Here is a 22,268-nt window from a genome sequence, read left to right on the forward strand (position 1 = left end):
GCAGTCGAGATGTTCTACGACGACGACGCCGACCTGTCGATCATTCAGGGCCGCAAGGTCGCTGTCATCGGCTACGGCAGCCAGGGGCACGCGCACTCGCTGAGCCTGCGCGACTCCGGCGTCGAGGTCCGGGTCGGCCTCGCGGAGGGTTCGAAGTCGCGCCCGAAGGCCGAGGAGGCGGGCCTGACCGTCGGCACCCCGGCCGAGGTTTCGGCGTGGGCCGATGTGATCATGCTGCTCGCGCCCGACACCGCGCAGGCATCGATCTTCACCAACGACATCGAGCCCAACCTGAAGGACGGCGACGCGCTGTTCTTCGGCCACGGCCTCAACATCCACTTCGGCCTGATCAAGCCGCCCGCCAACATCACCATCGGCATGGTCGCGCCGAAGGGCCCCGGCCACCTCGTGCGCCGCCAGTTCGTCGACGGCAAGGGCGTGCCCTGTCTCATCGCCATCGATCAGGACCCGAAGGGTGAGGGTCAGGCGCTGGCGCTGTCCTACGCCAAGGGCATCGGCGGCGCGCGCGCCGGCGTCATCAAGACCACCTTCAAGGAGGAGACCGAGACCGACCTGTTCGGTGAGCAGGCCGTGCTCTGCGGTGGCACCGAGGAACTGGTCAAGACCGGTTTCGAGGTCATGGTCGAGGCCGGCTACGCGCCCGAGATGGCCTACTTCGAGGTGCTGCACGAGCTCAAGCTGATCGTCGACCTGATGTACGAGGGCGGCATCGCGCGGATGAACTACTCGGTCTCCGACACCGCCGAATTCGGTGGCTACCTGTCGGGCCCGCGGGTCATCGACGCCGACACCAAGCAGCGGATGCGCGACATCCTCGAGGACATCCAGGACGGCACCTTCGTCAAGCGACTGGTCGCCAATGTCGAGGGCGGCAACAAGGAGCTCGAGGCGCTGCGCAAGAAGAACGCCGAGCACCCGATCGAGGTCACCGGTGCGAAGCTGCGCGGGCTGATGAGCTGGGTCGACCGGCCGATCACCGAAACCGCTTAAGGTTCGACGCCGCTGGCCCGCTCCTTATTGGGGCGGGCCAGCGGCGTTTCCGGCCTAGACGGACAAAATCGGCTGTCTGATGCGGGATTTCAGCGAATTGGTTTGGATATTGTCCGCTCAGGCCGGGATCCAACGCTCGATATCCGCCGATGATTTCGTCCTCGTCGCGACATACCCGTCCGGGCGTACCAGGACAAGCTCTCCGTCATCAACGCCGTAGCTTTCGCGCGTGAGACAGTCGGTATCCACGATCGCTCCGGGACCTTTCTCGCGCTGCGTGATTCGATAGACCCGCAGGCCGGCCGATTTCGCGGGCTCGGCATGGCCGCCGAAATCCAGCAGGGTCCAGTGGGTTCCCCGGAAGAGATCGAAAAGCCTTGTCTTGCGGCCGGTTTCGGGGTCGCGGCAGATGGCGTCGGGAGCGCGCTCACCCGGTCGGATACCGGATTCCGGCAGCTGTGCGCGATCCGTCAGCGGGCTGTCCGGGTACGCGATGGTGAGTCCGGTGGCGAATTCGTCGGTGAGTTGCCGCTGTGCGGCGGAGCCGTCGTTCACCGCGGCGGCGCGCATGACCATGTGCAGGCGGGCCGTCGAATCGTCGAGCACCGCGCGGGCCACCGGAAGACGTTCCGCCGCATAGGTTTCCAGTATGTCGTCGGTGCCGCGTAGTGCGGCGGTGAGCTTCCAGCCCAGGTTGTACGCGTCTTGTATGCCGGTGTTCATGCCCTGGCCGCCGCCCGGCGAATGGATATGTGCGGCATCGCCCGCCAGGAATACCCGATCGGTTCGGTAGCGGTCCACCATGGCCACATTGATCTGATACAGGGACAGCCAGGTCGGGTCGGTGATCTCGACGCCGGGCAGTCCGGCGCGTTCGGCGAAGATCCTCCGGTAGTGCGCGAGCGACGGCGCGGCCGGCTGCTCGTCGTCGGCCGGAATGCTGGCCTGGAATTGCCAGATATCGGTGTGCGGCAACGGAAACAGCGACAGGACGCCGTCGTTCATCCATAGATGTTGCGCGCCGCGATCCAGACCGGTGATCCGCACATCGCCGAGGTACCAGCGGTGCCGCTCGTACGAGGTGCCGGTGAGCCGCAACCCGGCCAGCTCGCGAACCGCGCTGCGCCCGCCGTCGCAGCCGACGACGTATCGGGTCCGAATCTCTTCGCGCCGACCGCCTTTCATAACCGTCACTGTGACGAAGTCCGGGTGTTGTTCAAGGTCAACGACTTCGGTGCCAAGGTGTAGCTCGCCGCCAAGTTCGGCGAGCCGATCCCGCAGTGCCGCTTCGACATACGGCTGCGCGATCCAGACCGGTGCGGGATACGGCGTCGCGGGTGTCGCTGGTACGCCGATCGCCGCCTCCACGGCCTCGGAAAGGATTCGAGCCCCGCTGTAGTGACGGGTCGGCACGTGGATCGCGCCCCGGTCGACGATGCGTTCCGCGATACCGAGATCGTCGGCGATCTCGAGTGAACGCGGCTGGATGGTCTTGGCGCGAGACGCCGAATTATGTTGGGGGAGTTTGTCGATGAGCTCGTGGGCGACGCCGCGGCGGGCGAGTTCGCAGGCCAGGGTCAGTCCGGTGGGGCCCGCGCCGACGATCAGTACATCGGTGGTGGTCATGGTGGTTCCTCGGAGATCTGGGCGCGAGACTCTATTACCTAACTTAGGTATACTTTTCCGGGTTGAAGTTTCCCGCTGTCGCTGTTGGGGATGAGAGAACTGTATACCTAACTTAGGTATCTAACAAGGAGGGTGTGTGCCGGAATCCGACGACATCATGGGAGAGCTGTTCCCCCGGCTGACGCTGCTGAGCGCGGTCCTCAACCGAGGACGCCTATACGACAACATCATTCGCTCGGCCGGACTGTCGCTGGAACGACCCGCCATGACGATTCTGGTGATCCTCGACGGGGCAGGAGAACCGCTGCGGGTCGGAGAGATCGCCGCACAGATGCAGGTCGAAGGACCGCATGTGACCCGGCACATCAACGGGCTGGAACAACGTGAGCTGGTGGCCCGGGTGGTGGACCCGGACGATCGGCGCGCACGAAGAGTCGCGCTGACATCACAGGGACAGCGACTGGTCGACCGCTACACAAGCGAGGTCCGGGCTTGGTTCGCCGGAGCGTTATCGGGGTGGTCCGCAGCAGACCGGCGGCAGTTGGCCACGCTACTCGGACGGCTCGTCGACGATCTCGTTGCACATCGGTCGACGACCGAAAAGGGTTGAGCGAGAGCGCAATCGGTGCAAGTCCTGCCATCGGATCCGCTGGGTCAGTGTATGCCCGAGTTTATCGGGCTGGTGGGGCCATCAAGGACTGGTGCGCTGCCAAGGCTTTGCCCGGCCGATGACAATCGCTGCTGTCGGCCAACTGAAGGCGGCGTTGATCGGATACGCAGCGGCTATGATCTACTGCATGACCTCTGCCGCCCTGCCTGAGCCGCCCCGGATCCCGGATGCCGATCCTGCGGCGATTCGGGCGTGCCTGCCAGCTGATGTCGCGGTGGAATTCGATCGCCTTTGGCGAGAGACAATGGATCAGGCCAGAGACGAGTGCGATCTCACTGTCGTGCACGATTTCCTTGCCCAGTGGCGGATCACAGCGCACGCGGAGATGACCGATCCGGGTAGCTATTTCCGGCTTCTCGAACTAGCAGACCAGACTATGGCGGACATGCGTGCCGGGCGGAGGCGCGGAACATGGGTCTCCAGCGCCGACATCAAAGCCATGATCAATGCCCGATTGGACAGGCGATAGGTGTACCGGGTCGACACCTCCGGCGAGGCGACCGACCAAATTGCCAACCTTCCGGATGATGCGCTTCTCGCGTATGCGGAGGCAGCGGTAGTGCTGGAGTTGGCTCCATGGAATGGCCTCAGCGTCAACAAGCGCAATCCGGATGCGCCGCTTCGTCAGTTGGTTTTCGGCAGCTTCGGAATGATCACCTATCTTGTCGTCGAGCAGGAGCGGCTGGTCAGTGTCATCAGAGTTCAGTGGGTGGGGTAGTCCGCTGCCACGAAACGGTATGAGGCTCGGCATTCGGATGGTGCCGAGCCTCATATCGAGATGGGACTAACTGCTGCCGAACGATCCGGTGGACGGACGACCGTGGAAGAACTGCCAGAACGGGTCGTCGTGGTGCCGCCAATGCCAGTCGTTGTCGAACGGGCCGAGGCCGTCGTCGCAGTTCCAGTCGCGGAACGGGCCGAAATCATCGCAGTCGCGCCAGTGGTGGTGCACCTCGGTGGCACCGGGCAGGGCCGGATCGGCCGAGGCGGGGATCGCCAGCGCGGTCAACGGAATCGCCGTGAGCGCACCCGCGACGGCCACGCGGGCCAGGGTCCGCCGGGCAGCGCTGGACTTGGTTGTCGAGAACAACGTGAATCCTTTCAACTCTCCGGTGAGCTCCTACTCACCAAGCCGTTGTCGTTTCCAGGCCCCGACCCGGTTTTCCGACGAAACGCCAACGGCACGCCTACACTCTGGCCTACTTCGCCGCAAAGGTCACGGGTGTAGACGCGACTTCGCGGAACTTCCATCTGCGGTACTAGGGGGATTCCCTGAGCGCTGAAATCGCCGAGAAGTAGCTGGTTGATTGCGCGTCGCCGACGATCGCGCGACACTGATTCGATGACAACCGCGACGACCGCCCGTGACTCGGCCGCGGCCGGACGTGCCGCGCGCCAGCGGATCTCGCGCTCCGCGCTCGGCGTCTGGCAGCCGTCCGCCGACCGTCCAGACCCCATCGCCATCCTCGAACAGCAGGCCGCCACCCGCGTGCCGGAGCTGGTGCCCATCCGCTACGCCAGAATGGCGGCCGCACCGTTCCCGTTCCTGCGCGGCGCACCCGCCATCATGGCCGCCGATCTGGCGGCATCGCCGAATACCGAACTGACGGTTCAGCTTTGCGGTGACGCACACCTGTCGAACTTCGGCGTGTACGCCTCGCCCGAGCGCGCACTCGTTTTCGATCTCAACGATTTCGACGAGACGCTGCCCGGCCCGTTCGAATGGGATGTCAAACGTCTCGCCGCCAGTATCGCGGTTGCCGCCCGCGCCAACGGTTTCGGCGACGACGAGGCCGGAAATTTCGTGCGCGCAGCGGCTCAGCGCTATCGCGAGACGATGGCTCGGTTGGCCGAGGCCGATGCGGTCGCGGTGTGGTACGAGCAGGTCGATACCCAGCAGATCAGTGAGTTGATCCAGAAACCCAAGCGCCGCAAGGATATCGAGCAGGCCATCGATACCGCGCGCAAGAGCACCAGCCTGCAGGCGCTGCGCAAGCTCACCGAACCGGATGCCGACGGCACGCCGAAGATCAAACATCAACCGCCGCTGCTGGTTCCGATCGAGACCGGCGAGGATGTCTGGGTCGAGACCGTGCTGTCGGCCTACCGCAGCACGCTGCCCGAGGAACGACGGGTGCTGATCGACCGATACCGGCTGGTGGATGCCGCGCGGAAGGTAGTGGGCGTCGGCAGCGTCGGAACCCGGTGTTTCATTGCGCTGCTTGCCGATACCACCACCGGCAGCCCGCTCTTCCTCCAGGTGAAAGAGGCGCAGGAATCGGTGCTCGCGCCGCATCTGCGGCCGAGCAAACAGAAGCATCAGGGCCACCGGGTAGTGCACGGGCAGCGGCTCATGCAAACATCCAGCGACATCTTTCTGGGTTGGGCGACGGGCCCGGACGACCACCACTACTACTGGCGACAGCTGCGCGATATGAAGGGTTCCGCCGCCATCGAGGATCTGTCCCGTCCGACGCTGCGCCAGTACGCCGCGCTCTGCGGGCATACGCTGGCCCGCGCCCACGCGCGCTCCGGTGACCGTGTCGCCATCGCCGCCTATCTCGGCTCCGGTGACGGATTCGACCGTGCCATGGGCGATTTCGCGCTCGCGTACGCGGATCAGACGCTGGCCGATCACAAGGCGCTGCTCGATGCGATCGAGTCGGGGCGGGTGAAGGCCGCGGCGACGGCGTATTGATCAGGTTCGATGGGCGCTGCCGTCGGTGCGGCGGAGTTCTTGCGAGAGGTACTCGCATGATCGACGTCGTCCGCTCGCGGGGCCGAGCTCCAGCGTGCGGAATGTGCTCAGCAGTCGGCGCCGTACCCCTGAACCTCGTGTGCCCATTCGGTCAATCCCGCGAGGAAACCGACTCGATCACGCGGAGATAGGCGCGCGAGCGCCCGCAGCAGCGGCGCCGAACGGGCGGCGATGAAGGATTCGACCGCTCGCCGATGCTGCTCCGGCAATGTCACCAGGGTGCGCCGCCGGTTGCCCGGATCTTCCTGCCGGGTGGCCAAGCCGGCGCGGCTCAGGTCGCCGACGAGTTCGCTCGCGGTCGAAAGGGATACGCCGAGCCGTCCGGCGAGCTCACTCACGCTCACCGCTTCTCCGCTCATGAGCTGGGGGAGCACCGCGCCGTGCCTGGCCGTCAGCTTGTGCTGCTCGAAGATCGCCCGCATTTCCTCGGGCATCTCGCCCCGCACGTTCCGGAAGTAGCCGGACAGTAGCGGTATATAGCCGAGGATCTCGAGGTCGCTCGGTGTCGGATGCGGAGTCTTGCGTGGTTCGGCGTCTTGTGGCACCGTCCCATCTTAGACAGTTCGAATTTCCAAACTGTTCGAAAAATCGAATGAAAGGTGGGCGACAGTGGGATCGCTCAACTACTCCGATGCGATGAACGAGGCCCTGGCCCGGATGGATGACCTCGGATATGAGCGCGGTACCGACGGTGACCTGGCCAATCACGGCCCGATGGGCGCGGAGGCGCTGGCCACGCTCGGATTCGTCGACGAGGTCGGCCCGTGGACCGAGTACTACCGAAACGTGATGCCGTTCTACGATCCGCCGCGGCCGCGGTTCGCGATCGATCCATCGGACGAATCGTCATGGCGCAGCGCGCTCGGCGAATTCGATCGAGCGGGCGACTGGGAACAGCTCTTCGCCCGCGAGCTGGCCGAATCTCCTTGGCGCACAGTTCTGGTGCGGTGGTGGCCGCGGCTGCTCCCAGGCCTGATGGCCTCGCTCACCCACGGTCTCATCCGCACGGCGCACGCGGTACGCGGTTTGGCCGCCGCCCCCGCGCCCAGCCCGGCGCAACTGACCGAGCTGGCGAGGGGACTTGCCTTCTGGGCGGCCAGATTTCACGAATTGCCGGGGCGGGCCCGCATGGCGGGTGATCGCACGGTCGCCGAGGCGGTCGCCGCGCTGCCCCGCGTACCACTGCCGAAACCCGCGCCGATCGGAGTGCTGGCGCAACGATTGCGTCTGGCGCCCACGCGCCCCGGATATCAGGAGAACCTGGATGCCCTGGCCGAACTCGATCCGCAAAGGCTGCTCTCCGAGCTGACGGCCGAATTCGCCGGCGTGTATCTCGCACACCCACAAGGGAATCCGGTTCCGCTGGTGCATGCGGTCACCGCACCCGCCGCCGCCCGGCTTGTCCTGCCGCACCTGCCGACCGAACTGCACATGCCGACAGTCGCCGCGCTGTGGCAGATGCATCTGGCCCTACTGCTCACCGCCACCGGCGATGCGAAAGGCGAGGACACGGCGCTCGCCGCCGCACGGGCCGCCGAGGTGCCCGCATTCGGCGAATTGGCCGCCCGCGCAGCGGAACACCGCGACGAACACGTCATCAAATTCACCGAAGCCTGCCTCCGAGAGCACCTGCTTCGTCCCGATCCGCGCTACGCCGCGGCGGTGATGTCCGCACAGCGGCGCATCTCTCGCCACTGAACAGGGGAATCCCGTTGAGTACCATCACAACTCGGAACAAGATTCGCAATCGGGTCGTCGTCTTGTTCCATCGGATCGGGCTGCCGTTCGGTCCGATGCGGCTGCTGACCGTTCCCGGACGCAAGACGGGGCGACCGTACACGACTCCGGTCGCGCCCGTACTCGTCGATGGAACGCACTATCTCGTCCAGGCGTATCCAAATGCCGACTGGGTCAAGAATGTTCGTGCGGCCGGGTACGGAACCCTGGCACGAGGTCGCCAGATCGAATGGGTGAATCTGGTGGAGGTGCCGCAAGCCGAGCGCGGCTCTATCCTTCGCGAATTCCCCATCCAGAACCCCAGAGGCGTCGCGGCATTCGTCAGAAACGGCGTTGTCGCCTCGGAATCCCCGGACGGTTTCGCCGCGGCCGCCCCGCATTGCCCTTTGTTCCGGGTCATCCCGAATGGCAGATGACGAACATTCGACAGAAGGAATGGACATGTCCAACGCCACCCAGGCTCGATCGACCGGACAATCCCGTTTACAGCGCATCGGCGATGCGGTCGTCGGCTTCCTGCTGCGCTCACCGCTGCATCCGTTGCTCAGCGGCAGACTGCTGCTCATCACTGTCATCGGTCGTAAGACCGGCCGCGAGTACACCAATCCCGTCGGATACGCCGAATATGGGGGCCGCATCATCATCGGTACCAGGGCGAATTGGCGCCGCAACGTACGGCCTTCGGTGCCGGTACGAATTGTGCTGCGCGGCAAGGAGCTTCAGGCCGATGCGGAAGTGATCACCGACTTCGAACGGTTGACCGACCTGTATTCGGTCATCCTGCGCCGCAATCCGACGCACGGGAAATTCGCCCAAGTTTCGTTGACTTCCGACGGGAGCGTCGACCACGACCAACTGCGTCGGGCCATCGAGCGCGGGACCTCGGTCGTTCGGCTGTCTCCACGGTGAGGCGCGGGTAGCGTCGGGCCATGCGCACACTCGCCGCCGCCGAGGTCATCGCGTTCGCGCCGTCGACGGATCTGGATCGTTCGCACCGGTTCTTCGGCAACGTGCTCGGTTTGCCGATCGTCGAGCAGACGCCGTTCGCCTGTGTGGTTCGCGGCGGCAATGCGACCATCCGGATTACCGCAGTGGAAAGCCTTGTGCCGCAACCGTTCACCATTCTCGGCTGGACGGTCGCGGATATCGCGGCGACTGTCGCCGAACTCGGCGCGGCGGGTGTGACATTCCTCCGCTACGAGGGCATGGGCCAAGACGCCGACGGTATTTGGACGACACCCGGCGGCGACAAGATCGCCTGGTTCCCGGATCCGGACGGAAATGTCTTCTCGCTCACCGGATTCGCGCGCTGACCTACTGGCCGACGCTACGCACGCCGCCCTGCGGATCGGCCGGATCGATATGCCAGCTCGAGATGCGGCGCGGGTGGATCCGGATGATCTCCTTGCTGAAGAATTCGGGTGCGATCGGCGGCACCTCGACGGTCAGCAGTTCGGCCACGCCACGCACCTCGACGCCGCGGCCCCAACCCGGCTTGACCTGCTCCGGCTCATTCGGGGTCATATCGTCGACCACCAGGCTGACCTGCGGGTTCTTCTGTAAGTTCCGGTACTTCTGCGAGTTGGTCATATCCGGCCCGCCGATATCGATGGTGCCGTCCGCATTCAGTTGAAAGGCGACCGGGCGCACCTGCGGCGCTCCTTTGGCGGTGACGGTGGCCAGCCGCCCGAGGCTCTGTCCGGCCAGATATGTGCGTTCGGCATCGGTGAAAGTCATGATGTGACGGTAGAACCTATACCTTCGTTCAGGTCAAGCCGGCGATCTAGACTGTTACCGATGAGTAAGTTCTTTGGTTCGGTCGATGAGGTGACGCGGCGGCTCACCGACGCCGGCTACCTGCCGTCCACCGATATCGCCACCGCCGTCTTTCTCGCCGCCCACCTGGGCAAACCCCTCCTGATCGAGGGTCCGGCCGGTGTCGGCAAGACCGAACTGGCGCGCGCCGTAGCCACCGCGGCCGCCGCCGATCTGGTGCGTCTGCAGTGCTACGAGGGCATCGACGAGGCCCGCGCGCTCTACGAGTGGAACCACGCGAAGCAGCTGCTGCGCATCACCTCGACCGAAAAAGACGGCTGGGACGCCACCCGCGATCACGTCTTCACCGAGGAATTCCTGCTGGCCCGTCCCCTGCTGACCGCCATCCGAAGCTCTTCGCCCACCGTTCTGCTCATCGACGAACTGGACAAGGCGGATGTCGAGCTCGAGGGGCTGCTGCTCGAGGTTCTGGGCGACTATCAGATCAGCATCCCGGAACTCGGCACCGTCACCGCCGTCCGCAAACCCTTCGTCATCCTCACCTCCAACGCCAACCGCGACCTCTCCGAGGCATTGAAACGCCGCTGCCTGTACCTCCACATCGATTACCCCACAGCGGAATTGGAGAAGGCCATCGTCCGGCTGAAGGTGCCGGAGCTCGACGCCGTCTTGACCGAACCCGTGGTGCGCGTCGTCGGCGCGTTGCGTGAACTACCCTTGCGAAAAGCGCCGTCGATCGCCGAAACCGTCGACTGGGCAAAGACTTTGGTCGCCCTGGGTGCGCGAAACCTGACCAGCGGTGTCGTCCGCTCCACGTTGGGCGTGCTGTTGAAATACCAGGCGGATCATCGGCTTGCGACGGAACGGTTGGCTTTGCTTCGCGATGAGAACGGTGCGCGAGGGGATTCGGCATGACCCGGCAGGTCTACGCCAGTTTGGGTGTGCCAGGCCGACGATCGGGTTGCGGTGCAGCGGTTGGCTTTGTTGAACGACGGGAGGGGTGTGCGAGGGGGATTCGGAATGATCCGGCGGGTCCGCCCCAACCTGGGTGTGTTGTTGAAGCATCGGCTTGCGACGGAACGGCTGGTTTTGCTCAACGACGAGACCAGTGCGCGAGGGAATTTGGCATGATCCGGCAGGTCCGCTCCAGTCTGAGTGTGTCAAGCCGATCATCGGCTTGCGGCGCAGCGATTGGTTTTGTTGAACGACGGGACCGGCGCGCGAGAGGGTTCGGCATGATCCGGCAGGTCTACGCCAGTTTGGGTGTGCCAGGCCGACGATCGGGTTGCGGCGCAGCGGTTGGCCTCGCTGAACGACGAGACCGGTGTACGAGGGGGATTCGGCATGATCCGGCGGGTCTCCTCCAGTCCGGATATACCAGGCCGGCGATCGGCTTGCGACGGGCGGTTGGCTTTGTTGAACGACGAGATCGGTGCGCGAGAGGGTTCGGCATGATCCGGCAGGTCTACGCCAGTTTGGGTGTGCCAGGCCGACGATCGGGTTGCGGCGCAGCGGTTGGCCTCGCTGAACGACGAGACCGGTGTACGAGGGGGATTCGGCATGATCCGGCGGGTCCACTCCAGGCTGGGTGTGCCAAGTCAACCAACGGCTTGCGACGGGCGTTGGCGCTGCTTCGCGACGATGCGCGAAAGGGTTCGGCATGACCGGGGGTGTCGATCTCACGGGTGGATCCTCGTCCCCGACGACTGGGCTCGCGAAAAGCATTGCGGGGTGGAGACCCGTCGCCGTCGACCAACAGTGGCGGGTTTTCGATGTGCGGCCGGTGAGCATCGGTTCATTGCGGGCTGCGCCGACCTCGGATGGTACGGCGGTTCGTCTGGATCCGCTTGTGGCGGAATGTATGTGCGCGGGTGAACGGAATGCCCCCGCCGCGTCGTGCGCGGACGGCGCGCGGTGACCGTGGTGCGCAGCGGCGGCAGCGCCGCACAGACGATGACCGACCGGCTCGTCGACTTCGTCGGTCTACTGCGGGAACACGGGATCACCGCGGGCCCAGGCGAAACCGTCGATGCCGCCGAAGCGATCCTCGCACTCGGCACAGCGGACCCGAACCGGCTGCGGTCCGGTTTGGCGGCAACCCTGTTGCGCCGCAACGGACAACGCGCCGTCTTCGACCAGCTGTTCGACCTCTACTTCCTCGGCGTGGAACCGATTCGGGACGAAGCGCCGGAATCCGTTGCAGCCCTGCGTGATCAACTGGTATCGGTACTGGCGCAAGACGATCCGGCCGCTCTTACCGAGTTGGCGAGGCAGGCCCTCACCGCTCTGGGCGCGTACGGCGGTGCGGGCGCGGGCCAACCGAGTGCGCCCGTCACCACCGCCTCCGGTGCGGGCTGGTCCTCGTACCTCACCTTGAAGGCGCTGCGCCCGGAAGATCTCGCCGACCGCTTGGTCGCTGAAATGGGCAGCCGCACCGACGAATTCGACACCGCGGTGCACACCATCGAGGCGAATCGCCGCCTCACCGCCTTCCGCACCGCCTTGCAAACCGAGGCCCGCCTCCGCTCGGCCCAACTCCGCGGCACCGACTACATCGCCCGCCGCGGCGTCCAATCCAGCACCGACCAGATCGACTTCCTCGGCGCCCGCGAACAGGACCTCGCCGAAATGCGCCGCCTCGTAACCCCTTTGGCCCGCAAACTGGCCACCCGCCTAGCGGCCCGCCGCCGCAAATCGGTCCGCGGCCGGATCGACATGCGCCGCACCCTCCGCCGCTCCATGGCAACCGGCGGCGTCCCGGTAACCCCCGTCCTCCGCGCCCGCAAACACGGCCGCCCCGACCTCGTCATCCTGGCCGACCTCTCCGGCTCCGTAACGGGTTTCGCCGAATTCACCCTCCAACTCGTCCAAGCCCTCCAAGACCAGTTCACCCGAGTCCGCAGCTTCGGCTTCATCGACACCTGCGACGAAATCACCCCCTTCTTCACCCCCGGCGACCCACCCCTCCCCGGCCTGGCAACCCGAATCACCCGAGAAGCCAACGTAACCCGCTTCGGCAGCAGCAACTACGGCGAATCCTTCCAAACCTTCGCCGACAACTACCTGGACGCCATCGGCCCCCGCACCTCCCTCCTAATCCTCGGCGACGCCCGCACCAACCGCACCACCCCCAACCTCGAAGCCCTACAAACAATCTGCACCCGCGCCACCCACGCCCACTGGCTGAACCCCGAACCCGCCCGCTCCTGGTCCACCGGCGACTCCGCCGCCCACCTCTACGCCACCCACATCACCATGCACGAATGCCGCAACGTAAAACAGCTAGCCGAGGTCATCTCCCGCCTGTTGTAGACACCCGAGCTGGTTGTGAGTATTCGGTGACCCGACCCCCGGCCTCGTTGTGAGTATTCGGTGACGTGGCGCCGATGGCTGGAACAACTGCTGTCGACGTCGGCCAGGAAATATCCACTTGGCCGACACCATTGGCCTTTTCGAATTCCATGAAGCGCTCTGCCAATCGCTTCGGCGCGGGATGATCCACTCGTCGTTTCGGAAGTACCAGCATGGTGCCATTCACCCCTTGTAAGGCATGTTGCAGCGTCGGGCCGGTGGTCCGATCTCTCATTAGTTTTGGTGCGATTCGTATCTCGAAGGTGGGTGATATTCCGAGCAGATTCGTGTCGTAAGCAGCGTGATGTAACTTGCACAGGCAAAGCCCGTTCTCGGTGCTGGCCAATCCGTGGAATGCGGTGTCCGCGATGATATGAGCCGCATCCAGCAGTTGCGGATGCCCCAAATTGCAGACTCCGCACCGATGCTGATATGCCTGCAGTATTCGGGCGCGAAACTCCGGTTGGTGTAGCCGCTGTCTGGTGATCCGGGTGGCGTACGCCCGCTCGAGCGGTTGCAGGTGTAGCGGATCGGCAACCTCCCGCAAAGTCTCATCCATCGCCAGGATGACCCGCTGGTTCGGCATATCATCCGCTACCACATAAACGGGAGCTATCGGGACGTATATACCGTCCGCAATCCACCGGAGCAGGATCACAGGCAGTTTCAGCTCCACTGCGCGTCGGAGTTTGGTGTTGTCACCTCGCATGCTCCCGGCACGATATGCGTATCCGAAGAGCGATTCGCCGACTGCATCATCCTGATATTGGCTGTCGGGTTTGGACAGAATAGACAGAGTTGCCGCGAACCCCCGTGGGTTCCAGATGCCTCTATTGCGGTCGATGAGCCGATAACTCGTTCCGTCGACCGGGAATTCTGTCAGTTCGTCCCTGGTCAATGAACCTTTCGCGGCAAGTTCCTGCGCGAGACGATCAAAGATCCGCAGCCGTAGGTCGAGTTCTTCCCCGATTTCCACGCACCGAGTCTGGCATACCCTCCGGCCTGAGCGGACATTTTCGTCCGTTGAAGGGCCTGACAGGGCCTTCAGGGGCCGAAAGTGTCCGCTCAGGCCGGGGTTACGAGGCTTGCGTTGGTGTCGCATGCCGTTGGCAACCTCGTCGGTGCAGGCGTCGGATCACGAAGTCTGCCGTCGCTGACGGATAACGGCAACGACCTCGTCGGCGCAGGTATCGATCGCGGTGTACACGTCCGCCGCGGCGTAGCGCAGCACCGGCCAGCCGTGCAGCAGTAGCCAGTTCTGGCGGCGGCGATCGTGGCGGAATGCGCTTGACTCGCTGTGGAATTCGCGTCCGTCTATCTCGATGATGGTGCGTGAGCGTTCGTCGACGAAGTCACCGAAGTACGGTCCGACGGGGTGGTTCGAGAGTAGATGTAGGTTGCGGCGCGCCAAAGCGCGGGCGAAGAGACCCTCCGGGTCGGACGCGGCGTTCAAGGCGGCTTCGCGGAGTTGCTTGCGCAGGGCTGGCGCTCCATGTCGTCCGGTGCGGGAAAGTTCAAATAGATCGTTCAGATCGATGGAGCGACCGGCATGTTCGTCGATCAGCTGGTCGGCCTTGTCGGAACGTAGCACCGAAACACAATCGAGCAGGGTCTGGGCGGCGCCGACCGTTGGCAAGCCCCATGCCTCGACGATGGTGTCGGACGGTAGGTTTCGGCGGCAGGCTAGCGAGTTCCCGGTGCCGCTGTAGTTTCCAGGCGACAAATTCGCTGAGCGAGTGTCCAGGCAACTTCCGGAAAACCCTGAGGCGGAGGGACTTCAGGCGTTGCCCGATGGCGCAGGCACGGGAGTCGTCGGGTTGGGCGGTGCAGGCGCGGCGAGTCTGCCTGGTGCGGCCGAGGCTGGCGCGTGAGCGAGGATGTGGCTGCGGGGATGTTCTTTCGGATGGACATTGATCGGGAAGAGGCGGCTCGGCAGCTGGATCTCGCGGTGCGGAGCGGGGAGGTGGCAGCGGAACCGAAGGTGATGGCGCATAGCCGACGAAGGACCCACGGCGCCGGTCTCTGGAAGTCGGAAACCGTTCGGAGATTGGGTAGTTCGTGGTTAGGGCTTCGTATGTCAGGCATCCGCACCTACGCTCGGCGGCATGCTCATTCACAATGTGACGTTCGACTGTGCCGATCCCTATGAGCTGGTGGTGTTTTTGGGGGAGTGATGGGGTGGGCGGTGGTGGAGGGGGCCGGGTGGGGATGAGGCTTGGGTGAAGGCGCCGAGGGGTGGGAGTTGCCGACGGAATCCGGGGAGTCCGTCGGCGATCGAATGCTAGCGCCGGACCTCGGCGACGGGGACGGGGCGGCGTTCGGCGCGGGAGAGTTCGCAGGCCTCGGCGATGTAGAAGGCTTCGAGGGCATCCCATGGGGTGCAGGGGTTTTCGATGGTGCCCTGGACGACGGAGAGGAAGGCGGCGAGTTCGTCGGTGTATGCGCTGCGGAAGCGGTCCATGAAACCCGGGTAGGCGGGGAAAGGGGAAGGGGGGTAGTTGGGTTCGACGGAGTGTAGGGGGGCGCGATCGTCGAGGCCGACGATGGCGTTGGCGCGGGAGCCGAGCGCCTCCAGCCGGACGTCGTAGCCCGCGCCGTTGTAGCGGGTGAGGGATACGGTGGCGAGGCTGCCGTCGTCGAGGGTCAGGGTTACCGCGGCGGTATCGACATCGTTTGCGGCCGTGAAGAATTCGTCGCCGCGGTTGGCTCCGACGGCGTATACCTCGGTGACCTCGCGGCCGGTGACCCAGCGGATGATGTCGAAATCGTGTACGCCGCAGTCGCGGAAGATGCCGCCGGAGCGCGGAATGTATTCGGCGGGCGGCGGGGCCGGGTCGAGGGTGGTCGCGCGCAGGGTGTGCAGCCAGCCGAGGTCGCCGGAGGCGACGGCGGAGCGGGCGGCCCGGTAGCCGGCGTCGAATCGGCGCTGGAAGCCGATCTGCACCGGGACGGTCGCGTCCCGGAGGTGGTCGAGGACGGTGACGGTGCCCGCGATATCGGCGGCGACCGGTTTCTCGCAGAACACCGGAATGCCGAGATCGACTGCCCTGGTGATGAGTTCGGGATGGGAGTCGGTGGCGGTCGCGATCACGACGCCGTCCAGGCGGGTGGCGAACAGCGCGTCGATATCGGCGGCGAATTCGACGCCGAGTTTGGTTGCGGCGGTGCGCGCGCGTTCGGCGTCGGCGTCGGCGACCACGACGGTGCCGACGCCGGCCAGGTTCTTCAGTGTTTCGGCGTGGGCGGTCCCGATCCGCCCGGTCCCCGCGAGGCCTATGGTGACGGCGTTCATCGACTCTCCTTCTGATGCGATGCCGACGCGCGTACACGCCGGGTGATTGAGCTCTTCGGTTGTGTTCAGGATCGCGGCGCCGACGTGGTCGATCGAACGACCAGCGACGGCTGTAATCGCCTGCGCACCGGCTCGGTCCGGCCGTGCCGCAGCCGCTCGGTGATCGCCTCGATGGCCAAGCGCCCCATCTGAATTCGCGGCTGATCGATGGTGGTCAGTGCGACATGCCGCAGTGCGGCCAGTGAGGTGTTGTCGTATCCGACGACCGAAACGTCGTCTGGCACATGTAATCCGGCCTCCTCGAGGGCCGACATGGCGCCGACGGCGTTGAAGTCGTTGCTGCTCACCAGTGCGGTGGGAAAGTTGTTGCGGGAGAACAGGTTCAGCAGTTTGTGTACCGCGGCCATCCCGGCCGAGTCGGTGTGCTCGCTCGGAATGATCATCGGTTCCAGTGCGTGCCGCTCCATGGCGGCACGGTAGCCCTTGCGCCGGGCCGCCGAGGTGAACGCGCCGCCGCCGTCGAGGTGCACGATGCGCCGGTGTCCAAGGGAGACAAGGTGATCCACGGCAAGTGCGGCGCCGACCTCACCGTCGTCGTTGACGGTGTCGACGTCGGCGATGGCGGAGGTGCGCGAGACGAGCACGACCGGACCCTGTTGCGCCGCATCGCGAATGGCTGCGGCGGGCAGGACCGGCGAGAGCAGGATGATGCCGCCGGGCCGGAACGAGAGCAGGCTTTCCAGCGCGGTGCGTTCCCGGGCCGCGCTGCGCCGCCCGGTATTCAGGATCAGTTCCAGCCCGGCCTCCTGCGCCGCGGCGTCCATACCCTCCACCACATCGGCGAAGAATGCGTTGCGCAGGTCGGACACCATGACGCCGACGATGTTGGAGGTGCGGCTGGCCAGCGATCTGGCCATGATGTGCGGCTGGTAGCCGAGTTCCTTGGCGGCCTCCAGTACCGCGCGCCGCCGATGCTCGCTCACCTTGGGTGAATCGCGCATGACGAGCGAGACGAGTGCGCGCGAGACGCCCGCCCTGGCGGCGACGTCTTCCATGGTGGGCCGCGCCATCTCGCCTCCGTTCCGCATCCGTCGATCAGGTGCCGTGACGGAGGTTACAAGGTTGTCGCGCGCCAATCAATAGAGCGCTCTAATAAGACAATTCTCGCGACATCGGCGACCTGCGTTTTGCATGGAAGGTAGGATTTTCCGAGGTAGGGACATTTTCAAGAGTCCGGCGGAACCTCTTGACACCCTGTGGTCCACGTTACATAGTTGGAGCGCTCCAATACGTTTGGGCAACAACTCGATCACACCGAAGGTCGGAGAAATCTCGATGACCCAACCGCTCAACCCGCTGCGCATCGCGGCCGCGCCGATCTCCTGGGGAGTCTGCGAGGTGCCCGGCTGGGGCCATGTGCTCGACTCGCGCACCGTCCTGTCCGCCATGTCCGCGCTCGGGCTCACCGCGACCGAACTCGGCCCGCCCGGCTATCTTCCGCGCGACCCCGGCGAATTACGCACGCTACTAGGCGAATTCGGCATGACGATGCTCGGCGGCTTCCTCGCCGTCGCGCTACATCGGGATCCGGACCGGGCGATCGCGGCGGCCGAGGAGACCGCGGCCCTGTTCGCCGCGACCGGCGCCGAGGTGCTCGTGCTGGCCGCGGCCACCGGCCTCGACGGCTACGATGCGCGGCCCCAGCTGAGCGATTCCGAATGGCGCACGCTGATCGAAACCGCCGGTGCGATCCGCGATCTCGCCGCCGGGCACGGTCTGCGCACGGTGCTGCACCCGCATGTCGGCACGCATGTCGAGAGCGAGGCCGAGGTGGAGCGCTTCGTCGCCGATTCGGACCTCGACCTGTGCCTGGACACCGGACACCTGCTGATCGGCGGCGCCGATCCGGTGAAACTGGCGCAGCGGCACGCGAATCGGATAGGCCACATTCACCTCAAGGATGTTCGCGCCGAGCTGGCGGACAAAATCCGCAGTGGCGCAATAGAATACAGCGAGGCCGTGCGCCAGGGACTGTATGTCCCACTGGGCGACGGCGATGTCGATATCGACGCGCTGGTGCGGTCACTGCACGCCGCGGGTTACCGGGGTTGGTACGTCATCGAACAGGACGCCGCCCTGCGCCCCACCGACTCGGCAGAGCTGCCGAGCCGGGATGCCGAACGCAGCCTGCGTCACCTCGCGGGCATCGGCTCCGCACTCGCCTCGGTACGAATCTAGTTGGGAAGTGATGACAATGACGTCGATACGTTCGCGCCGCATCGGATGGCGCGCGCTGCTGCTGCCCGCCGCGGCGGCGGTCGCGGTGCTCACCGCGTGCAGCGGCCCGAGTTCGGAGTCGCCGGCCCCGAGCCAGGCTCCGGTCGCCGCGGGCAAATTGGGTTCGGTCGCGGTGGTGACGCACGGCAGCGCGGGTGACGCGTTCTGGAACGTCGTCAAGAACGGCGCCCAGCAGGCGGGCAAAGACCTTGGCGTGCGGGTGGATTACCAATCCTCGGGCGATCCGGGACAGCAGGCAAAGCTGATCGACAACGCGGTCGCGCAGAAGGTGGACGGTCTGGTCGTCTCGATGGCGAACCCGGACGCGCTGCGATCATCCATCGAAAAAGCCGTCGCCGCAGGCATTCCCGTCGTGACGATCAATTCGGGCGAGGATCAGAGCGCCAAATTCGGCGCGATCGGCCATGTGGGACAGAGTGAAACCCTCGCGGGCCAGCTGGCAGGCAAGCGTCTGGCCGACGCGAAGAAGACCAAGCTGCTGTGCGTGATCCACGAGGCGGGCAATATCGGCGCGAACCAGCGCTGTGACGGCGCGACAAAGGGTTTCGGCAATGCCACCACACTGCAGGTGGATATCAACAACCCGACCGACGCCCAGTCGCGGATCAAGGGCGCGCTGGAGGCCGACAAGTCGATCGACGCGGTGCTGACGCTGAATTCGCAGGTGGCGGCGCGCGCGGTGGACGCGGTGAAGGAATCCGGTTCCGCCGCGACGGTGGCCACCTTCGATCTGAACACCGATGTGGTGGACGCGATCAAGGCGGGCAAGCTGCTGTTCGCCATCGACCAGCAGCAATTCGAGCAGGGTTATCTGCCGATCGTGTTGCTGCAGTTGTACAAGGCCAATGCCAATACCGTCGGCGGCGGCGCCCCGGTGCAGACCGGACCGGCCTTCGTCGACAAGTCCAATGTGGATGCCGTTGCCGCGCTCGTGGCCAAGGGCACCCGGTGAGTGGCTGACATGACGGTAGCCACGAAAGCATCCGAAATCGCGCCGGAGCGGCGGCCGGACGGTCCGACGCTGATGCAGCGCATGATCGTTCGGCCGGAGATCGGTGCGGCGCTCGGCGCGCTGCTGGTGTTCGTGTTCTTCTCGGTGATCACCGACCGGTTCCTCAGCCCGCTCGGCGTCGCCACCTGGCTGGATGATTCGTCGACGCTCGGCATCATGGCGATCGCGGTGGCGCTGTTGATGATCGGCGGTGAATTCGATCTGTCGGCGGGCGTGATGACCGCGTCCACCGCGCTGGTCACCGCGCTGCTTTCGGTGCACGCCGGCTGGAATGTGTGGTTGGCGCTGCTGGTCTCGCTCGTATTCGCCTTGGCCGTAGGAGCTTTCAACGGCTGGGTGGTGATGCGTACGGGCCTGCCGAGCTTCATCGTCACGCTCGGTACGTTTCTCGCGCTGCAGGGCCTGAATCTCGGTGTGACACGGCTGGTCACGAATACCGTGCAGGTGTCGGGCGTGCGCGGCGCGCCGGGTTACGAATCGGCGGGTTCGGTATTCGCCTCGACCATCGATATCGGCGGAGTGCGGTTCCAGGCCTCGGTGCTGTGGTGGATCGTGTTGACGGCGATCGCCGCACTCATCTTGGTGCGCACCAGATTCGGCAACTGGATCTTCGCGGTCGGCGGCGCGCTGCAGAGCGCGCGGGCCGTCGGTGTGCCCGCGGTGCGGACGAAGATCGTGCTGTTCATGGGCACCGCATTCGCGGGCTGGGTGGTGGGATCGTGCAATATTCTGCGCTTTTCCAGCGTCCAGGCGAATCAGGGCGTCGGGCTGGAGTTGCACTACATCATCGCGGCCGTGGTCGGCGGCTGCCTGTTGACCGGCGGTTTCGGTTCGGCCATCGGTGCCGCGATCGGCGCGCTCATCTTCGGAATGGCGCGCCAGGGCATCGTTTTCGCCCGCTGGGACAGTGACTGGTTCATGTTGTTCCTCGGTGTGCTGCTGCTGGCCGCGGTGCTGGTGAACAACCGATTCCAGAAGCGAGCCGAAAGGGTGCGCAGATGAACACCTTGGTCGAGACCGTCGGCATCGGTAAGAGCTACGGCGGAGTCGTCGCGCTGGAGGATGTTTCCACCGTGGTGAACGCGGGCGAGGTGACCTGTGTGCTCGGCGACAACGGCGCGGGCAAGTCGACGCTGATCAAGATACTCGCCGGTGTGCACCAGCACGATCGGGGCAAACTCTTGGTCGAGGGGGAGGAGGTCGAATTCTCCTCGCCGCGTGCGGCTTTGGATCGCGGCATCGCGACCGTCTACCAGGATCTGGCCGTCGTGCCGCTGATGAGCGTCTGGCGAAACTTCGTGCTCGGCTCCGAGCCGACGAAGGGTTACGGCCCGTTCCGTCTGATCGATCGCCGTGCTGCGCAGGAGATAGCCCGAAAAGGGTTGACGGATATGGGGATCGAGATCCGCGATATGGAGCAGCCGGTCGGCACGCTGTCCGGCGGTCAGCGACAGTGCGTCGCCATCGCGCGGGCCGTGCACTACGGCGCCAAGGTGCTGATCCTGGACGAGCCGACCGCCGCGCTCGGCGTGAAGCAGGCCGGTGTGGTGCTGAAATATGTTGTGCAGGCCCGTGATCGGGGGCTGGGCGTCATTCTCATCACGCACAACCCGCATCACGCCTACCCGGTCGGCGATCGGTTCCTGCTGCTCAAGCGCGGCGCGATGCTCGGCGCGTACGAGAAGTCGGAAATCGATGTCGCCGAGCTGACCAGGCAGATGGCGGGCGGCGCCGAATTGGACGCGCTGCAGCACGAATTGGAGCGGGTGGTGGCGAACCCGTGACGGAACTCGAGGCTCTGACCATCGGCCGGGTCGGGGTGGATCTCTACCCCGAGCAGACCGGTGTCGCGCTGGCCGATGTGCGCTCGTTCGCGAAGTTCCTCGGCGGCACCGCGACCAATGTCGCGGTGGCCGCCGCGCGGCTGGGCAGGCGCAGTGCGGTGCTCACGAAGGTCGGTCCCGATGGATTCGGCGCGTATGTGCGCTCGGCGCTCGAAGGTTTCGGTGTTTCGGCGGATTTCGTCGGCACCGCGCCGGATCTGCAGACGCCCATCGTGTTCTGCGAACTGAATCCACCCGCCGATCCGCCGCTGCTGTTCTACCGCGCGCCCATCGCACCCGATTTGACCATCACCCCGGACGACGTGCCGTGGGATGTGGTGGATTCCGTTCCGCTGCTGTGGGTTACCGGCACCGGCGTGAGCGTCGAACCGAGCCGGTCGACGCAGCGCGCGGTGCTGGAACGCCGGGCCGGGCGCGGGCACACCGTGCTCGATCTGGACTATCGGCCGATGTTCTGGCCCGACGAGGCGACCGCGCGGGCCGAGATCGGTTGGCTGCTCGATCACGTGAATGTGGTGGTGGGCAACCGAACCGAGGTTCGGGTCGCGGTCGGCACCGACGATCCGGATGCCGCCGCCGATCTGCTGCTGGCCCGCGGTGTGCGGCTGGCGGTGATCAAGCGGGGCGGCGACGGCGTGCTCATCGCGACCGAACGGGAACGGTGGACGGTGCCGCCGTGCCGGGTGGAGGTGGTGTGCGGGCTCGGCGCCGGTGACGGCTTCGGCGGCGCGCTGATCCACGGCCTGCTCTCCGATTGGGATCCGCGCCGGATCGCGGGATATGCGAATGCCGCTGGCGCGCTGGTGGCTTCGCGGCTGGCGTGCGCCGACGCGATGCCGACGAATACCGAGATCGAGGCACTGCTGTGCCGCTGAAGGAGGAGATCCCGTGTA

At 65.4% G+C, this 22,268-nt stretch carries 24 protein-coding genes; 16 read left to right on the forward strand and 8 right to left on the reverse strand.

Features of this window, described 5'->3' with window-relative positions; translation table 11 throughout:
- The first annotated feature begins 9 nt into the window (after positions 1-9).
- Complete coding sequence (gene ilvC, locus LGY53_RS27945) at positions 10-1,011, forward strand: ketol-acid reductoisomerase (protein WP_225729835.1); 1,002 nt, start codon at positions 10-12, stop codon at positions 1,009-1,011.
- Between the two features lie 117 nt (positions 1,012-1,128).
- Here the strand turns inward: ilvC and LGY53_RS27950 are convergent, their stop codons facing one another.
- Entirely contained in the window at positions 1,129-2,637 is a 1,509-nt protein-coding gene (locus LGY53_RS27950; protein WP_225729691.1) for an FAD-dependent monooxygenase, read from the reverse strand.
- A 136-nt stretch (positions 2,638-2,773) separates the two neighbouring features.
- Between LGY53_RS27950 and LGY53_RS27955 the strand changes: the two genes are divergently transcribed.
- The 3 genes from LGY53_RS27955 to LGY53_RS27965 all read left to right on the forward strand — a co-directional run bounded on the left by LGY53_RS27955 (position 2,774) and on the right by LGY53_RS27965 (position 4,025).
- Entirely contained in the window at positions 2,774-3,247 is a 474-nt protein-coding gene (locus LGY53_RS27955) for a MarR family winged helix-turn-helix transcriptional regulator (RefSeq protein WP_225729692.1), read from the forward strand.
- A gap of 118 nt (positions 3,248-3,365) precedes the next feature.
- Positions 3,366-3,776, forward strand: coding sequence for a DUF6247 family protein (locus tag LGY53_RS27960; protein ID WP_225729693.1), 411 nt, complete (start codon positions 3,366-3,368; stop codon positions 3,774-3,776).
- Entirely contained in the window at positions 3,777-4,025 is a 249-nt protein-coding gene (locus LGY53_RS27965; RefSeq protein ID WP_225729694.1) for a hypothetical protein, read from the forward strand.
- 66 nt (positions 4,026-4,091) lie between these two features.
- Here the strand turns inward: LGY53_RS27965 and LGY53_RS27970 are convergent, their stop codons facing one another.
- Positions 4,092-4,397 carry a hypothetical protein gene (locus LGY53_RS27970; protein ID WP_225729695.1) on the reverse strand — a complete coding sequence of 102 codons (306 nt, stop codon included), beginning with the start codon at positions 4,395-4,397 and terminating at the stop codon, positions 4,092-4,094.
- A gap of 252 nt (positions 4,398-4,649) precedes the next feature.
- Here LGY53_RS27970 and LGY53_RS27975 point away from each other — a divergent pair, with 252 nt between their 5' ends.
- Positions 4,650-6,005 carry a DUF2252 domain-containing protein gene (locus LGY53_RS27975; RefSeq protein WP_225729696.1) on the forward strand — a complete coding sequence of 452 codons (1,356 nt, stop codon included), beginning with the start codon at positions 4,650-4,652 and terminating at the stop codon, positions 6,003-6,005.
- 107 nt (positions 6,006-6,112) lie between these two features.
- Here LGY53_RS27975 and LGY53_RS27980 read toward each other — a convergent pair whose 3' ends face one another.
- On the reverse strand, positions 6,113-6,610 hold the full coding sequence (locus tag LGY53_RS27980) for a MarR family winged helix-turn-helix transcriptional regulator (protein ID WP_225729697.1): 498 nt from the start codon (positions 6,608-6,610) through the stop codon (positions 6,113-6,115).
- A 64-nt stretch (positions 6,611-6,674) separates the two neighbouring features.
- Here LGY53_RS27980 and LGY53_RS27985 point away from each other — a divergent pair, with 64 nt between their 5' ends.
- The 4 genes from LGY53_RS27985 (at position 6,675) to LGY53_RS28000 (ending at position 9,115) form a co-directional block, all read left to right on the forward strand.
- Positions 6,675-7,763 (forward strand): questin oxidase family protein, encoded by a 1,089-nt coding sequence (locus LGY53_RS27985; RefSeq protein ID WP_225729698.1) that lies wholly within the window; start codon positions 6,675-6,677, stop codon positions 7,761-7,763.
- Positions 7,764-7,825: 62 nt separating this feature from the next.
- The gene (locus tag LGY53_RS27990) at positions 7,826-8,218 is read left to right on the forward strand and encodes a nitroreductase family deazaflavin-dependent oxidoreductase (protein ID WP_255670239.1); all 393 of its coding nucleotides are present in this window, start codon (positions 7,826-7,828) and stop codon (positions 8,216-8,218) included.
- Between the two features lie 25 nt (positions 8,219-8,243).
- Positions 8,244-8,711 carry a nitroreductase/quinone reductase family protein gene (locus tag LGY53_RS27995; RefSeq protein WP_225729700.1) on the forward strand — a complete coding sequence of 156 codons (468 nt, stop codon included), beginning with the start codon at positions 8,244-8,246 and terminating at the stop codon, positions 8,709-8,711.
- 20 nt (positions 8,712-8,731) lie between these two features.
- Positions 8,732-9,115 (forward strand): VOC family protein, encoded by a 384-nt coding sequence (locus tag LGY53_RS28000; RefSeq protein WP_225729701.1) that lies wholly within the window; start codon positions 8,732-8,734, stop codon positions 9,113-9,115.
- A gap of 1 nt (position 9,116) precedes the next feature.
- Here LGY53_RS28000 and LGY53_RS28005 read toward each other — a convergent pair whose 3' ends face one another.
- Positions 9,117-9,539, reverse strand: coding sequence for a PPOX class F420-dependent oxidoreductase (locus LGY53_RS28005; protein WP_225729702.1), 423 nt, complete (start codon positions 9,537-9,539; stop codon positions 9,117-9,119).
- 60 nt (positions 9,540-9,599) lie between these two features.
- Between LGY53_RS28005 and LGY53_RS28010 the strand changes: the two genes are divergently transcribed.
- Both LGY53_RS28010 and LGY53_RS28015 read left to right on the forward strand, forming a co-directional pair.
- Positions 9,600-10,493, forward strand: coding sequence for a MoxR family ATPase (locus LGY53_RS28010; protein ID WP_225729703.1), 894 nt, complete (start codon positions 9,600-9,602; stop codon positions 10,491-10,493).
- Between the two features lie 999 nt (positions 10,494-11,492).
- Positions 11,493-12,890: a VWA domain-containing protein gene (locus tag LGY53_RS28015; protein WP_225729704.1), complete on the forward strand. Its 1,398-nt coding sequence runs from the start codon at positions 11,493-11,495 to the stop codon at positions 12,888-12,890.
- On the opposite strand, the gene LGY53_RS44225 is transcribed toward LGY53_RS28015, so the two are convergent.
- The 4 genes from LGY53_RS44225 to LGY53_RS28035 all read right to left on the reverse strand — a co-directional run bounded on the left by LGY53_RS44225 (position 12,871) and on the right by LGY53_RS28035 (position 17,291).
- Complete coding sequence (locus tag LGY53_RS44225) at positions 12,871-13,905, reverse strand: HNH endonuclease (protein WP_225729705.1); 1,035 nt, start codon at positions 13,903-13,905, stop codon at positions 12,871-12,873. The genes LGY53_RS28015 and LGY53_RS44225 overlap by 20 nt on opposite strands.
- A gap of 159 nt (positions 13,906-14,064) precedes the next feature.
- Positions 14,065-14,565 carry an endonuclease domain-containing protein gene (locus tag LGY53_RS28025; protein ID WP_225729706.1) on the reverse strand — a complete coding sequence of 167 codons (501 nt, stop codon included), beginning with the start codon at positions 14,563-14,565 and terminating at the stop codon, positions 14,065-14,067.
- 645 nt (positions 14,566-15,210) lie between these two features.
- Entirely contained in the window at positions 15,211-16,221 is a 1,011-nt protein-coding gene (locus LGY53_RS28030) for a Gfo/Idh/MocA family oxidoreductase (protein WP_225729707.1), read from the reverse strand.
- 65 nt (positions 16,222-16,286) lie between these two features.
- Positions 16,287-17,291: a LacI family DNA-binding transcriptional regulator gene (locus LGY53_RS28035; RefSeq protein ID WP_225729708.1), complete on the reverse strand. Its 1,005-nt coding sequence runs from the start codon at positions 17,289-17,291 to the stop codon at positions 16,287-16,289.
- A gap of 265 nt (positions 17,292-17,556) precedes the next feature.
- Here LGY53_RS28035 and LGY53_RS28040 point away from each other — a divergent pair, with 265 nt between their 5' ends.
- From LGY53_RS28040 to iolC, 5 genes are read left to right on the forward strand one after another with little or no spacing between them, the layout of a single operon-like run.
- Positions 17,557-18,459 carry a TIM barrel protein gene (locus LGY53_RS28040; protein WP_225729709.1) on the forward strand — a complete coding sequence of 301 codons (903 nt, stop codon included), beginning with the start codon at positions 17,557-17,559 and terminating at the stop codon, positions 18,457-18,459.
- A gap of 16 nt (positions 18,460-18,475) precedes the next feature.
- Positions 18,476-19,471, forward strand: coding sequence for a sugar ABC transporter substrate-binding protein (locus LGY53_RS28045; RefSeq protein WP_225729710.1), 996 nt, complete (start codon positions 18,476-18,478; stop codon positions 19,469-19,471).
- A 9-nt stretch (positions 19,472-19,480) separates the two neighbouring features.
- On the forward strand, positions 19,481-20,533 hold the full coding sequence (locus LGY53_RS28050) for an ABC transporter permease (protein WP_225729711.1): 1,053 nt from the start codon (positions 19,481-19,483) through the stop codon (positions 20,531-20,533).
- A complete protein-coding gene (locus LGY53_RS28055; RefSeq protein ID WP_225729712.1) occupies positions 20,530-21,315 on the forward strand; it encodes an ATP-binding cassette domain-containing protein in 786 nt (261 codons plus the stop codon). Before LGY53_RS28050 ends, LGY53_RS28055 begins: the two co-directional genes overlap by 4 nt.
- Positions 21,312-22,250, forward strand: a complete 939-nt coding sequence (gene iolC / locus LGY53_RS28060) for a 5-dehydro-2-deoxygluconokinase (protein WP_225729713.1) — start codon at positions 21,312-21,314, stop codon at positions 22,248-22,250. The genes LGY53_RS28055 and iolC overlap by 4 nt, the downstream gene beginning before the upstream one ends.
- The last annotated feature ends 18 nt before the right edge of the window (positions 22,251-22,268 follow it).

The organism is Nocardia sp. JCM 34519.1, from assembly GCF_020361265.1.
Taxonomy (GTDB): Bacteria; Actinomycetota; Actinomycetes; order Mycobacteriales; family Mycobacteriaceae; genus Nocardia; species Nocardia arthritidis_A.